This is a genomic window from Paenibacillus sp. S25, assembly GCF_019454085.1.
Classification (GTDB): Bacteria; Bacillota; Bacilli; order Paenibacillales; family Paenibacillaceae; genus Paenibacillus; species Paenibacillus polymyxa_B.
The window spans coordinates 5,708,812-5,723,390 of sequence record NZ_CP073683.1 but is presented as its reverse complement, the minus strand read 5'-3'; the positions used below and the strand labels follow the sequence as shown (position 1 = coordinate 5,723,390).

The window sequence follows — 14,579 nt, the reverse complement described above, 5'->3', positions numbered from 1 at the left end:
GGGTTCTTCTTTTTTTTGTGGAAATCTAGAACGCTTAGATAAATCTGAACTATACACTCTACTTTATTTCTTTTTATGACTTACTTTTTTCATCATGATCCTTCCAATAAAAATAAATACAAAGAAAGATTAAGATAAGTGGAAATAAGTAAAAAGCATCATTAAACCCTGAGGAATGGGTGACTCTTAAATAGTATAAAAGCCAAAACATAGACATGCTTGAGATCAAAGCTATAGTACCGCTTACTGAATACATGTAAATCTCTCCTTTATGAATTGTTAAAACTCATGCGCAAATAAGATTCATATAATATTATAGGGTAATATACGACTATAACTGGGAATTTAATTATACATTATCCATATTTCATGTTTGCGAAGGGGGAAAGGTAGGCTTTATTTCTTATGTATATACGTCCTACTTTTTCTGTGATGATGGAACTGGAAGAATATTTAAGTAAAAGCCCCAATTTGACGTTTAAAATGGGCTATAGTCTCTATAATGCCTTTTTAATTTCATGTAAAATGTAATGATTACCAAAATGGACAGCGATGGAGGAGAACATGGAGGATTTTAAAGATCGTTTACATACGATCCGCCAAGAACAGAACAAGCTGCTCAAGGAGTATCAAACATTAATCGCGGACTATGAAGCCTCAGATATTATTTTGGAGAATGAGGTTCTGCGAAAAAAGTTCGAGGATTATCAGGCTCGCTGCATTCACTTGGAAGAGCGAGTACGACATATTGAGCAGGAAAATGGAAAGCTGCGCACTGCGCTGACGGAGCAAATGCTGAGTGAAAAGGCGAATATGATTCGCATTTCGCGTGAAAAGCTGGAGACCTATTTTGCTTCCAGAACCGCAGAAGGGAAGAATCGGCTGACATCCTTTGAATATGGGGCTAAAAACCGGGTGGAACAGCTTATTCAGCAAACTACGCATGAGCTTAAAGAGGATCAGGACGAGATCGTCGCCAGATTACGACTGTTCTCAGAGGAGATTCGTGACCGAATCATGGAGCAACGCGAGCGGTTTCAGGAGGCCGAGCGTCAATTGCTTCATCAGACGGCAAGCGAGTTCCAGCAACTCGGAGAAGAAGAGATCAGCGAAGAAACGATGCAAAAGCGCATGAAGCAAAATCAGTTTGAAATGAAGCTAGGCTTGAACTGGATCAACAAGCTGGGGATTTTGCTCATTATATTGGGTGTGGGAGCCGCTTTTAAATATTCATACTCGAACTGGTTTACAGGAAATATGAAGGGCGTGGCCTTCTTTCTGCTAGGAGCGCTGATGCTGGGCGGCGGCGAATGGCTGTACCGCAAGCAGAAGCAGACCTTTGCGCTCGGTATTTTGGGCGGCGGTATTTCTGTACTGTACGGATCGATTTTTTACAGCTACTTTTTGTTAGAAATCATAGGAATGTATACAGGCATAGGCTTGTCCGTACTCGTTACGGTGACCGCTGTGCTACTGTCATTAAGGTATGAATCCCGAACGATATGCTCTTTCGGTTTAGTAGGGGGATATCTCCCGCTCTTTTCCTATATGGCAGCGAACGGGCTGGAAGGGAACGCCGTGTATATCGCCATGGGCTATTTGTTCCTGTTAAACTTGCTGATTCTGCTTGTATCCTTCCGCAAACGGTGGGTCGTCGTGCAATATATCAGCTTTTTGCTTAATACGCCCTTGATGATTGTGCTGGCATGGTTATCGGAAAGCGCCGTAGCGAGCATGCTGTATGCAGTCATTACATTTGCGATGTACCTCGGGATGACGCTGTGGGTGCCGTTCCGTTTAAAAACAAAACTGTCATGGCTGGATTTCTCCCTATTGGCTCTGAATACAGTCGTGAGCTGTTCTGTTCTGTATTCTCTGTTCGGCGATGCAGGCCTGGATGATTATAAAGGCTTGCTGGCTCTCGTCTTTTGCTTGGTGTACGGGGGTCTGGGACAATGGGTCCGTCGATATATTCCAGAGGAGAAACAAACCAAAATATTATTTTATGCGACTTCGTTGACCTTTGCCGTCCTTATGGTGCCGTTCCAGTTTGGAATTAGATGGTTATCCATGGGCTGGTTAATTGAAGCGGTTCTTCTTACCTTATATGGCCACCGTTACCGGTTGAAGGAATTGGAACGAGCTGGATGGGGCATTTTATTACTGTGTCTGGGCGCATTCTTTTTCGTCGATTTACCTATATATCTGTTGTCAGGGTTTGAGACAGACTATTTTGGACTCAAATATACGCTCATTACACTGGGAATGTTGATCGTTACCGTCTTCTATGCGATTCAATTTAGTCGTCCGAATGCTTTCAAAAACAATCGTTTGTACGAAATGCATATCATGCAAGGATTTAAATATGTAGCTTTGGTGAACGTGTATTTCTACCTTTTGTATGAAGCCGGGCATTGGTATAACATCGTTGTATCCGACGGGTTTGTCCATTACACCTTGTACAAAGTGTTATTGTACACCTGCGTATCGCTGGTGTTGGCTTATTTCCTGCCTAAAGTGAAGCTGTTGTATGATCGGGTGATTAAATACTACAGCTTGGCGTTGTACGTCATAGGCTACGCGCTGGCACTGGTAGTCACCGTAACGGTTCCAACCTTGCATGAAAATTATGTGCAAAATACGGCTGCTGATTATGTGGCGTTGATGGTACTCGCAGCCTTTAATGTGCTGGTATTCTTCAGTAGCAGGGATTTCCTGAACGCACTGATGACTCGACATTATAGAAGTAATGAGTTGTATCCGGTCATTATGGGTGTATATTTGCTGGGCATCCTGACCGCCTTTCTCGGAGTTCAGTTCCGCCTGAGGGATGCTGGTCTTGTGTTCAGTCTGGTGTATTTGCTGCTGGCCATTTTGTATATCGTATACGGCTTCCTCAAGCGAGTGGTCTACATTCGCAGATTTGGATTGGGCTTGACCTTGCTGTCGACAGGTAAGCTGCTGTTGTATGATCTGCACCTGTTAACGACGGGGAGCACGATTGTAGCCTACTTCTCTTTTGGTGTTGTACTGTTGGCGATTTCGTATATTTATCAAAAAGTATCTAATCGCATGGGAGAGACCATAATAAAGAAGGATGTTGAAGAAAATATGTAGTTTTCTGTTGTATTTTGTAGATACGGAACATTATGAAAATAAATCCGGTAATAGTGAAAAATTATGCATGACCTTACATCCTACTTACGCTATAATGAGTAAAAATTATTTATGTACGCATGCTCATGTTTATGCGTAAGTAGAGAGAATGAGGGGGATATAATGAATTTGAGCAAGGGGCAGAATAGCCTGTCTGATAAAAATGAACGCTTCTCGTCTGCTGGATTTATATTGGCGGCGATCGGGAGTGCGGCAGGACTAGGTAACATATGGAAATTTCCGTATATTACAGGACAATATGGCGGAGCTGCATTTTTCTTATTGTTTATTGTCTGCCTGTTGCTTGTTGGTTTGCCTGTGCTTTTAGCAGAGCTTGCGCTTGGTCGTGCAGGTCGAGGAAGTGCTGCTTCTGCAATGGTAAAAGTAGGCGGTCATCCGATTTGGGGCAAGATGAGCATCATGTTTGTTATCGTGCCTTTTGTTATCTTATCGTTCTATGCCATTGTAGGAGGCTGGACACTGCATTATGCCGTAGAGGCATTTAGCGGAAATCTGTTTTCAAATAATGATTTTGCTGGACAGTTCGCTTCTTTTTCCTCCGGGTATGCGCCGTTGGTTTGGCTGTTAGTTGTTTTTGCATTTACAGCAGTCGTGGTTACTCTTGGGGTATCAAACGGGATTGAAAAGTTCAATAAAATTTTGATTCCTGCCAAGGTCATCCTGTTGCTCGTGTTGATGATTAACGCTCTTATGCTGCCAGGCTCTGGTGCGGGCGTATCCTTCTTTCTGAATCCCGACTTCTCTAAGCTAAGTATAGAGTCTGCATTGGTTGCTTTGGGACATGCCTTCTTCTCACTCTCACTAGGGATGGGAATTATGATCACGTACGGTGCGTACGTGGATCGCCGTCAATCGCTGGGTGGAGCCATGCTGGCAGTTGGTGGCGGAGATTTAATCTATGCGTTTATCGCAGGTATGATTATTTTCCCTACAACCTTCTCCTTCGGAATTAACCCAGCTCAAGGACCATCGCTGGTTTTCATTGCTTTACCGGCTGCTTTCTCGGCAATGCCTTTTGGTGCATTCTTCGGTGGTTTGTTCTTCGTACTGCTGGCGGTTGCTGCATTAGGTTCTATGGTATCCTTGCTGGAGGTTCCAGTAGCCTATGTCATGGAGCGTATGCGTTGGAGCCGGGTTCGCTCCGTTATTGTCGTATCGGTCCTGTGCTTGATGCTGGGCGTCCCTTCTGCATTGTCCATGGGCCTGGTGCCGGAATTAAAAGTGGGGGATAAATCATTCTTTGATTTCGTAGACTTCACCGCGTCCAACATCTTCTTACCGTTAGGCGGTTTGTTGATTGTTATATTCACAGGTTATTACTGGAAGACTGCGGCTGAGCATGCGAACATCAAACCCTTCTGGTTCAACGTATGGTTATTCGGTCTTCGGTATGTTGCACCGATCCTGATGTTGTTGGTCTTCCTTCATACCTCAGGTATCATCAAATTTTAAGAGAATAGAATACTAATAAAAAGGCACTTTCTTCCTAAGGGAAGAGATGCCTTTTTTTGTATATCTATCAGTGGTTACCTAACTGTGGAAAGGAATGATATAATAAAAACATTGTCATTAATTTTAACTTCATTGAAATCATTACGATTATGAAGTTTTATATAATGAATGAAAAGGCTACAGGGCATCGCACAGACGATGTGCAGGAGAGGGAAAGGGCAGAAGAGCATTGAAACAGACAGGGAGCTTGAATTTGCAAGAAGGACGGCGGCTGAAATGAAGTCTAAACAATTGCCGTCACAACGTCGTTATATGCCAGGTTTGGATGGATTAAGAGCGCTGGCGGTCATCGCAGTCATTGTGTATCATCTGAATCCGGATTGGTTGCCGGGTGGTTTGTTGGGTGTAGGCGTGTTTTTTACTTTGTCGGGGTATCTGATTACAGATATTTTGGTGAGTCAGTGGGATACATATCATAGTTTTAAAATGAAAGATTTCTGCTTGCGTCGTGCCAGAAGGTTGCTGCCTGCCATGTTGACGGTTGTGGCTGTCATTGTCCTGTGCTCGTTGCTTTTCGATCCGTCACGGCTAACGGCCTTGCGCGGAGATGTACCTGCCGCATTGGTGTATATGAGCAATTGGTGGTTTATCTTCCATCAGGTTTCGTATTTTGAAAGTTTCGGCCCACCTTCTCCGCTCGGGCATCTGTGGTCGCTGGCGGTGGAGGAGCAGTTTTATATCTTGTGGCCTTTACTGCTGGCGCTTGGGCTAAAATTCATGCCCAAGCGTATTGTGCTCGCAGGCTGGGTGACTTGTCTGGCGTTAATATCTGCACTCCTGATGGCAGTGATTTACGTACCAGGAAGCGACCCGAGCCGGGTGTATTATGGCACGGATACGCGCGGATTTGCTCTGCTGATTGGTGCGGCGCTGGCCTTGGTATGGCCGAGCGGCAAGCTGAAAGAGCAAGCTTCTCCTAAGGCGCGTATGCTTTTGGACAGCATCGGTGCAATAAGCTTGCTGCTGCTTTGTCACTGGGCGTGGGCCTCGAATGAATATGACCCATCTCTGTACCGGGGCGGTCTGCTGGGCATAGCTTTGGTCACTGCTATTGTGGTCGCAGCGTTGGCACATCCGGTAAGCCACCTTGGTCGTCTCCTTGGAATCAAGCCGCTACGCTGGATTGGAGCCCGTTCCTACGGACTGTATCTGTGGCATGTTCCGGTTATTACGCTAACGACGCCTCAAGTAGATACCGATGGTGTGCATGTGATGCGTATCATTTTACAACTGCTAGCTACCGTATTGCTGGCGTCTCTCTCATTTAAATATATCGAGGAGCCGATTCGCCATGGAGGATTCCGCCACTGGATCACAGAAATCCGTTCAGCGGTTCGTATACAGGCGCGGTGGAGATGGATGCCTACAACCACAGCGGCTGTGCTTTTTGCAGGTATTCTCGTGGGTACCGCCCACCTGTACGTGGCGTCTCCTGATGCAACGATTCAGGCAGCATCAAGTGATGAGAAGCCAGTCGCAAAGGCAAAGGCGATGCCGCCGCTTCACGGAACGGTATCCGTGGCTTCCAAGGAGCCCAAAGCCATCAAGCTGCAAGGGGCCGAGGGCAGCAAGGTGCAGACCTCAGTCCCGTCTCAAGCCCAGACGCCTAAAAACACGAAGGTCCAGGCTGGTACTACGGACGATGTTACGAAACCGTCGGAACCTTCGGACAAACCCAAAGAAGCTACGCCTATTACAGGTGATGGGTCGAATGTGACCGCCATTGGAGACTCTGTCATGTTGGATGTACAGTCGTACATTCAGGATTCCTTCCCGGGAGCTGTTGTAGATGGACGGATCGGCCGTCAGATGGCGGAGGCGCCTGCCGTACTGGAGCAGCTAAGACAGAACGGACAGCTGGGTAAGACAGTTATTATTGAGCTGGGCACGAACGGCGCTTTCACCAAGGATCAGTTAGCGAATTTGCTGGCCAGTCTGAAGGATACGAAGCATATTATACTCGTGAATACCCGTGTGCCTCGGCCGTGGGAGAGTATTGTGAACAAGCATCTTGCCGATGCAGCGTCCCAGGACCCGCGAATTACAATGATTGACTGGTATGCAGCCAGCTCTGGTAAAAATTCATATTTCGAGCATGACGGAGTACATTTAAAACCTAGTGGTGCTAAAGCTTATGCGTCCTTGTTGGCTCAGGCCTTAACGAAGCAATCGTAATAAACTGCAATGATACTCATAAATTATGCAAATGCAAGACAAGAAAGCCACCGGGAGTAGGTTGTCCTCTGGTTGAAGTGCATCCCTAAATTTTCATCGGCTAAACCTAAGGGTTTTTCCCATGTCCATTCTAAGGTGTGTACATCAACCCTGATCCGGTGGTTTTTCTTATTTTAGTGGGAGGTACATAAGCTAATGGAAAAGGGCTATTCACATAGTAGGACAAGAGAACACCGCTTGAAGAGGAACAGAAAAAGACTAATTTTAATTGCTATTATATTATTTGTGGCAGGCTGTATTACTTTCATTGCGATAAAGGTCTCAGATAACAAAACACATGCGCCAACACAGGAGCTTGCAAAAAAAACAGATTCCGTATCCAAGGACTCATCAAAAGGTAAAGCAGTCTCTCCAAAAAGCGACCCCGCAGTAGAAGATGGTGCCTTTGTCGAAAAATATTTAAAACAGCAAATGCTAGGGCAGATGCCCGATGGAGCTGATGGTAAAAAAGTGGCCTACTTATCCTTTGATGATGGTCCATCCGTGACGGTCACACCTCAGATATTAGATATTCTGAAAAAGCAGAAGGTCAAGGCAACTTTTTTTATTGTAGGTAAAGAAGCCAATGAAAATGAGCATACCAGGAACCTTATCAAAAGAATTGTTAAAGAGGGTCACGCGATAGGAAACCATACGTACTCTCATAATTATAAGTATTTATATCCGAACAGACGAGTAAATACGGATCATGTTATGCAGGAGATCGAGAAGAACAATCAGGTTCTAAAAAGTATTCTGGGGCCAGAATTCTCCACTAGAATGATTCGATTCCCCGGGGGGCACATGACATGGAACAGAAGAGATCCACAGGGAATGGCTGCTTTGGATAAGGTTTTACTTCAAAAGGATTACCATCAGGTGGACTGGAATGTATTAACGAAGGATGCAGAGGGGAAATCCAAGAAGGCACCGGCACTAATTAACCAGTTTATAAGGTCAGTCAAAGGTCGAGAAAAAGCCATCATACTCATGCATGATACCTATGGTAAAGAAGAAACTGCACAAGCTTTGCCTCAAATTATAGAATATCTAAAGAAACAGGGATATGAGTTTAAGGTTATGAAGTAGGATGTGTTTATATATAAGAAAAGGACGGGGCTGATGGCCACCGTCCTTTTTTGCAATTAAGGTTTATAGTTCGCGTGTTTAGATGCGTTCTGCTTCACCCATCGCCTGAATGAAGGCTCCGATACCTTTGGGATCGTTGGTTATAATCGGCTCGCTGATATAGTAAGCGAAGGTGCCATCCCGACGATCTTTACCACCCAAACCGCTTACTTGTACCGTTTTGTTCAGATTCACGAGTCCTTCTTCAGTAATCGTGATAAATTCATCGATAATTCCCTTACGGATGATTTCTGCCTCTTGACGATATTGCTCTGGCAGATAGCCTTTGCGAACGCCCTTGGCAATAGCATAGAGAATCATGCAGGAAGCAGAGGCTTCCAGATAGTTGCCTTTCACATGGCCCAGGTTGAGCACTTGATAAAAGACTCCACTTTCTTTATCACGCACTTTCAGCAGGGCTTCCAGTGTTTCCGTCAGCATATCAATCAGGACGGGACGGTCTGCATGATCCTCTGGAATATAGTCCAGCACGTCAACGAGTGCCATAACGAACCAACCCATCGAGCGTCCCCAAAAATTCTTAGAGCAGCCTGTTTCCGGGTTACACCAATGCTGCTCCCCCTTCTCATCCCAGGCATGGTAGAGCAGGCCTGTTTTAGGATCACGTGTATGTTCGTAGCAGAGCTTGAATTGCAGGGTCACATCGTCAAACTCTGACGGATCTCCGAATTCACGGATAAATTCAGCGTAGAACGGGGCACCCATGTACAAGCCGTCGAGCCAAATTTGATACGGATAAATTTGCTTATGCCAGAATGCGCCTTCGCTTGTGCGCGGGTGTTTTTCCAGCTGACTGCGTAATTGGTAGGCTGCCTTTTTATATCGTTCATCTCCTGTAGCACGATACAGAGAGAAGAGCAGCTTACCGTTATTCACATGGTCAATATTGTACTCATCTACTTTATAGCGCTGAATAACGCCATTTTCGTCAACAAAATGATCCATATGTTTCTTTATATATTCCATATACTTAGGATCGCCTGTCAGTTCGCCAACCCATTCCAGACCTCTGTAAATGACGCCGTGGTCATATTCCCATTTTTCGTAAAATTCTGGACTCCGTTGTAGAACGGAATCGCCCATACGTACTGCCCAAGAATCCGTTTTTGTAGGACTGGTTGTTGGTTGTGATGTTGGATTTGCCATGATACAGTCACCTCTTTAGTAAATGTTTAATCTGTATTTGTTATTACATAGACGGAGTGTGTGTTTTAGGGTCAACAGGTTTGTTCTTAAAGCCCACATTATTGTTGCCCCAGCACCGATCGTAATGGAAACCTGTAAGTTCCTCGAATACCTTTCGTGCTTCCGGTTTGGCTGATTTCATGGAGCCGCCATTTTTGAGGCGGTCAATTTCGGCGATTAGCTTCTTGTGGCTGTCGATATCCAGCTTCATCACGACAGACGCAATCATACCGATGATCGCAAGAACGATGGTACCGACCACGAGTACATAAAAGATGGCGTGCTGAGCAGCGACTGGCTGACTATCGGCCCCAGATACAAAGCCAAAATGCTGTAAAACCCAGCCGAGAATGAAGACGACAACGGCCCGCACCATTTTTCCGGCAAAAGTCATCATACCCGCATAGATACCTTCCCGGCGACGGCCAGTCAACGCTTCATCCACATCGGCAAGGAATGTGTATTGATTCCAAGGGATGTAGTAGACGCCCCCTGTACCAAGTCCCATGAACAGGGTGATGACATATAGCCATACCATCGTATTAGAGGCTCCCGTTATATAGAGCAGGCCATAACCTGCTACGCTGAAGCAAACGACAACGAGTGCGGCGATGAAAGGCATACGGAACCCTTTACGCACACAGAATTGGATGAAGAAATAGGTAGAAATCAATTGAATGACAGAGTTAAAGCTGTTCAAATTGGATACCATCTCCGAGCTTTGGAACAAGGAGAAGACAATGAAATACGTAAAAGCAGAAGTAAACAGCCACTCAGCTGAAAAGCCGCCCAGGTACATCCCGAGATGATGACGGAACGTCTTGACTCGGAAGGTAGAGGAAATGTCGACAAACAACTTTTTCATCGAATCTATAAAGGAAAGCGGAGCTTCACCTTCCAGTTCCTTTTGCAGTTCCTCACTTGGACGTTCCCAGGAGTTTTTATACAAGAATGCCATCGCAATCAGCAGAATAGCTGCAAAAACGAGACCGGTATAAAAGAAAGGCAATGGAGAGTCTTTGCCATACTCAGCAATAAAACGACCAGGGATAAAAGCAGCCGCAAAATTGGCGATTTTGCCAAACATGGCCTTCCATCCGGTCAATCTGGAGCGTGCGCCGAAATCTCGGGTCATCTCTGACGCTAGTGCTTCATACGGCACCATGACAGAGGTATACACCAGTTCAAACAGCACGTACGTACTCAGGTAATACCAGAAGCCCAACCCATCTACCCAAAGCATCGGATACACGAGCATCAGCGGGATACCCATCATGATGAAAAAGCGTCGTCTGCCGAATTTACGGCCCAAGCGGGTCCGGTGAAAGTTATCGCTGATAAAGCCCATGATCGGATTGCTGACTGCATCTATGATGCTGGCAACAGAGAAAATGGCTGCGGCCTGAACGGGAGACAGTCCGCAAAAGGTTGTATAAAAGTACATTAACCATGCACCGCTAATAGCAAGTGCGCCACTTCCCAACATGTTACCGCTTCCATAGGCGAGTGTATGTTTCAATGTAATTCTTCGTTCCATGATCTGTTCACCTCATATTTTGTCTGGTTATGAGGACAATCACCGGTCGCTATATTATGCAAAATTGTCTGAGTTGGTAGATGGGCCAGGGCGTCCTGATTAGGCGGGGCTTTTAACGTGCCCCTATATTTTTTCCGCTCGGAGTACCCGAGCCGATCAGATCGCTTCCTTTGGCTAGCTTAAGGAAATCACCTAGCTGGATGGAACCGTCTGCACTTCGAGTGATAGAAGGTGTGAGACTAACAAAGTCGTCTGCACTGACTACCAGGCCTTTGGCATTCGTCGATTTTTTGTTTTTCCACCAAACGCTAGAGTTGTCTTGATCTGTACCACTTGTTTTGTCACTGGCGCTTCCCTCAAAGGAAAGATTATTAATGAACACGTGATCACCTTTGTCAAAGGCAAAATTACTTTGTCCATTGTCCCACGAGGTATTATTGGTCAACGTAATGCTGCCGGGGTTGCTATTGTAGGTGAAGCCGTGTTTTTTGTTCTGGAAAGCAATACTGTTTTTCACAATATGGTTGACTTTGATTTTGTCTCCACCCAGCTTAAAGCCGTTGCCGTCGCTGTTCGCGGTAGACGTTCCATCTGAGGTCTGCCCGTTGTGGTGGGCCACACTGTTCAAAATGGTTACTTCGCCGATGGGACCCGTTTCGGTTTTGCTATACAAATCCCAGCCATCGTCTACGTTGTACGCAGCCAAGCAGTTATCAAACACATTGCCTGATCCTACAGTTAATTTGGCCGCGAAGCCATCGGCATCCTCACCATTATCGGGATCAGCGTTATCGTGAGAGTAAGAATTCAAAATCAAATTGTTCGAAGGCCACTCACTAGTGGAAGCGTTAGGCGAGTAACGTCCAAGCTGAAGTCCAGTATCCCGGTTGTGGTGGGTTTCCACGTTTTCGATTCGGTTATTGCTGCCGCCGATATAGATACCGTTATCTCCGGCCCCCTTGACTTCAAGGCCCTTTACTAGCCAAAAGTCTCCGTTAAGCTGAAGTCCACGATTGGCTGAACCAAAGGCTTGAGCAGAGAAATCAAGTACCGGCTTTTCACTACCGTAAGCGACCAACCCTTTGAGTGAGCCGTTATTGCCGCTGTTTTCACGCTGAATTGTAATCGTTGAGGAGTAAGTGTAGTTACCACCGCGCAGATAAATGGCTTTACCAGGAGCAATTTGTGTAAGTGCTGCTTCGAGCGTGGTAGGACTGGATATTGTACCCGGATTGGACACGTTACCATTTGGCGCCACATATAAATCTCCTGCCGCTAACGTTGTAGAGACAGCTGTTGCGTCGGTTGTACTAACTGCCTCTTCTGTGAGTGCGGAAGAAGGGATGTCGTTGGATGACGTATCTGCGTAAGCGGTTCCAATAATACAAGAAGAAGCGAAAACAAAAGAAACACCGAGCCTTAGAGCGTTAAAACCGTTTTTTGGACGATCATTCCGTTTAAACATGTAAATTCCTCCTCATTTGAGTTCTTATTTTAAAAGAAGATAGCATCTATAAAAGTGGCTCATGCTGTCTTTTCAGTAAAAACAGGACACCTCCTGGGGTGACAGATTGATCTAACTTATGTCTAAAACGCTCTAAGAAGTATAAGCACAGTGTAATATATGTTAACGTTTGCATCAACAGTTTTTTACTGTTTTTTTGATATTGTGAAAAAAAGTTCACACTTTTGTTTCAACTAAAAATGCAGTTTTGCCAGACTGGGAAAATTTGATTATACTTAAACATTATACATATAATAGAAATGAAAACTGTGAGAAAAGGTGGGTTTAGCGCATGCAGAGTGGGAATCATTTGACGGAGCCAACTGTCGAACAATTGCACGAAAAGCAGCCACGAGTGAGAAATGAGATGATAGATTGGCTTAAAGCCATTATTGTAGCCATTGTGCTCGTGTTCATTATACGTTGGCTATTATTTGCGCCATTTATTGTTGAGGGAGCGTCCATGGAACCGAATTTCAAGACAGATGAACGAGTGGTCGTGAACAAGATGATTTATGATTTTCGTGATCCCAAGCCGAGTGAGGTTGTTGTATTCCATGTGAGAAAGGAACAAAAAGACTTTATTAAGCGTGTTATTGGAGTGGCTGGGGATACGATTCAGTATCAAGGCGATCATCTTTATGTGAACGGTAAGAAAGTAGAGGAGTCATACATTCAGGGAGCTATTCAGGATGCGCACGCCAAGGGAGAACTATATAACAATGTCGATTTTCCAAATGGAACCATAACCGATTCCAAGGTACCTGAGGGTTATATTTTTGTGATGGGCGACCACCGCAATAATAGTAGGGATAGTCGTGCTATTGGCTTTGTTTCTATTAAAGATATCGTTGGCCGTGCGGATGTGATTTTTTGGCCGGTGGATAGCGCGCAATGGGTTAAGCATAAATAATATAAGAGCGCCTAAGAGGGGGGGATTCCTCACTTAAGGCGCTTTTATTTTATAATCTCATTATATTTTTTTCGTAAACGGGTCAGGCAGCTTGCGCCAATCCTGCTCCATTTCTTCAGGGGTCAGCAGTGTTTCATCCAGGGTGCGCTCGATTTCTTCCCGGTTCATATCAATACCAATAAATACGAGCTTGGTCACCCGGTCACCATACTTTTCGTCCCAGTCAGGTGTCTTTTCGAAATCTTCGCCGAGATAGTATAGGCGTTCTTCTTCAGTCAAAGCAGATATCCACAGTCCTGCGCGTGCAAATTGTTTGGAGCTACCCGCCTGACTGAATGTAAAAGCAGTGCGGTTCTGCGTGGCGAGCCACACCAATCCCTTGGAACGTACAACCTCAGCAGGCCATTGAGCCAGCCATTTCAACAAACGTTCGGGATGAAATGGGATTTTGCGCTTGTACACAAACGAAGCAATTCCATATTCTTCTGTCTCCGGGACGTGCTCTTCTTTGTTCATTTCCTGTATCCAGCCTGCCGCCTGACTAGCTGTTTCAAAATCGAAGCGATGCGTGTTCAAAATCTCTTTTGGGTCCACCTTACCGTACTCGGAACGGATGATTTTGGCGTTTGGTTGAATGCCGCGTAACGCTTTTTCCAGTCGTTCCAGCTCCTCAGGGGATACCAGATCGCATTTGTTAATGATCAGCACATCACAAAATTCCACCTGCTCTATGAGCAGATCAACGATGCCGCGTGCATCCTCCTCTGCCACTTCCTGTCCGCGATCCTTGAGAGAGTCCCTGGAGTAGAAGTCCTTCCAAAATTCCGGTGCATTCACGACGGTGACCATAGTATCCAGTCGGGTCAGCTTGGTCAAATCAATTCCATTTTCCTCATCTACATAACTAAAGGTCTGTGCTACCGGAATGGGCTCACCTATACCCGTGGACTCGATAAGAATATAGTCAAACCTTTTGTCGAGTGCCAGTCGCTCTACCTCTTTTAATAAATCTTCCCGCAGGGTACAGCAGATGCAACCGTTGGACATTTCCACCAGCTTCTCATCCACACGAGATAATCCTCCGCCGTCACGAACGAGATCAGCATCAATGTTTACCTCACTCATATCATTGACAATGACGGCTACCCGCAAGCCTTCCCGGTTGTTCAGCACATAATTCAGCAGGGTAGTTTTGCCGGAGCCGAGGTACCCGCTTAGTACCGTGACCGGTATTTTCTTTTCCAATTCCATAGCGTTTGCCAACGTAATCACTCTTCCCTTCGAAAGTATCATGAAATGTCGAATGTGCTGTAGTGGTTATCATGCAAGATAGGAAAGCAGATGTGCTTTCTTTGTCTTTCTTTAATCGTAATAATTACGAATAGTAA

The 14,579-nt window shown here is 45.4% G+C and carries 9 protein-coding genes; 5 read left to right on the top strand and 4 right to left on the bottom strand.

Features of this window, described 5'->3' with window-relative positions; translation table 11 throughout:
• The first annotated feature begins 564 nt into the window (after nt 1-564).
• From KAI37_RS25100 to KAI37_RS25085, 4 genes are all read left to right on the top strand, one after another.
• Nucleotides 565-3,117: a DUF2339 domain-containing protein gene (locus KAI37_RS25100; RefSeq protein WP_220030450.1), complete on the top strand. Its 2,553-nt coding sequence runs from the start codon at nt 565-567 to the stop codon at nt 3,115-3,117.
• 162 nt (nt 3,118-3,279) lie between these two features.
• On the top strand, nt 3,280-4,629 hold the full coding sequence (locus KAI37_RS25095; RefSeq protein ID WP_013312591.1) for a sodium-dependent transporter: 1,350 nt from the start codon (nt 3,280-3,282) through the stop codon (nt 4,627-4,629).
• A 276-nt stretch (nt 4,630-4,905) separates the two neighbouring features.
• Nucleotides 4,906-6,864 carry an acyltransferase family protein gene (locus tag KAI37_RS25090; RefSeq protein WP_258383024.1) on the top strand — a complete coding sequence of 653 codons (1,959 nt, stop codon included), beginning with the start codon at nt 4,906-4,908 and terminating at the stop codon, nt 6,862-6,864.
• A gap of 195 nt (nt 6,865-7,059) precedes the next feature.
• Nucleotides 7,060-7,992 carry a polysaccharide deacetylase family protein gene (locus KAI37_RS25085; protein WP_220030448.1) on the top strand — a complete coding sequence of 311 codons (933 nt, stop codon included), beginning with the start codon at nt 7,060-7,062 and terminating at the stop codon, nt 7,990-7,992.
• Between the two features lie 78 nt (nt 7,993-8,070).
• Here the strand turns inward: KAI37_RS25085 and KAI37_RS25080 are convergent, their stop codons facing one another.
• The 3 genes from KAI37_RS25080 to KAI37_RS25070 form a co-directional block, all read right to left on the bottom strand.
• The gene (locus KAI37_RS25080) at nt 8,071-9,198 is read right to left on the bottom strand and encodes a glycoside hydrolase family 88/105 protein (RefSeq protein WP_220030447.1); all 1,128 of its coding nucleotides are present in this window, start codon (nt 9,196-9,198) and stop codon (nt 8,071-8,073) included.
• A gap of 43 nt (nt 9,199-9,241) precedes the next feature.
• Nucleotides 9,242-10,774, bottom strand: coding sequence for an MFS transporter (locus tag KAI37_RS25075; RefSeq protein ID WP_013312587.1), 1,533 nt, complete (start codon nt 10,772-10,774; stop codon nt 9,242-9,244).
• Nucleotides 10,775-10,886: 112 nt separating this feature from the next.
• The gene (locus KAI37_RS25070; RefSeq protein ID WP_220030446.1) at nt 10,887-12,239 is read right to left on the bottom strand and encodes a right-handed parallel beta-helix repeat-containing protein; all 1,353 of its coding nucleotides are present in this window, start codon (nt 12,237-12,239) and stop codon (nt 10,887-10,889) included.
• 331 nt (nt 12,240-12,570) lie between these two features.
• On the opposite strand from KAI37_RS25070, the gene lepB reads away from it, so the two are divergent.
• Nucleotides 12,571-13,191 (top strand): signal peptidase I, encoded by a 621-nt coding sequence (gene lepB / locus KAI37_RS25065; RefSeq protein ID WP_220030445.1) that lies wholly within the window; start codon nt 12,571-12,573, stop codon nt 13,189-13,191.
• Between the two features lie 60 nt (nt 13,192-13,251).
• Here lepB and KAI37_RS25060 read toward each other — a convergent pair whose 3' ends face one another.
• Nucleotides 13,252-14,454, bottom strand: a complete 1,203-nt coding sequence (locus KAI37_RS25060) for a GTP-binding protein (RefSeq protein WP_081366872.1) — start codon at nt 14,452-14,454, stop codon at nt 13,252-13,254.
• Nucleotides 14,455-14,579 lie beyond the last annotated feature (125 nt).

Excerpts from the sequence above, each read along its gene's own strand:
- KAI37_RS25095 (WP_013312591.1), top strand. The coding sequence starts at position 3,280 with ATGAATTTGAGCAAGGGGCAGAATAGCCTGTCTGATAAAAATGAACGC.
- KAI37_RS25080 (WP_220030447.1), bottom strand. The coding sequence starts at position 9,198 with ATGGCAAATCCAACATCACAACCAACAACCAGTCCTACAAAAACGGAT.
- KAI37_RS25100 (WP_220030450.1), top strand. The coding sequence starts at position 565 with ATGGAGGATTTTAAAGATCGTTTACATACGATCCGCCAAGAACAGAAC.
- KAI37_RS25090 (WP_258383024.1), top strand. The coding sequence starts at position 4,906 with ATGAAGTCTAAACAATTGCCGTCACAACGTCGTTATATGCCAGGTTTG.
- lepB (WP_220030445.1), top strand. The coding sequence starts at position 12,571 with ATGCAGAGTGGGAATCATTTGACGGAGCCAACTGTCGAACAATTGCAC.
- KAI37_RS25075 (WP_013312587.1), bottom strand. The coding sequence starts at position 10,774 with ATGGAACGAAGAATTACATTGAAACATACACTCGCCTATGGAAGCGGT.
- KAI37_RS25070 (WP_220030446.1), bottom strand. The coding sequence starts at position 12,239 with ATGTTTAAACGGAATGATCGTCCAAAAAACGGTTTTAACGCTCTAAGG.
- KAI37_RS25085 (WP_220030448.1), top strand. The coding sequence starts at position 7,060 with ATGGAAAAGGGCTATTCACATAGTAGGACAAGAGAACACCGCTTGAAG.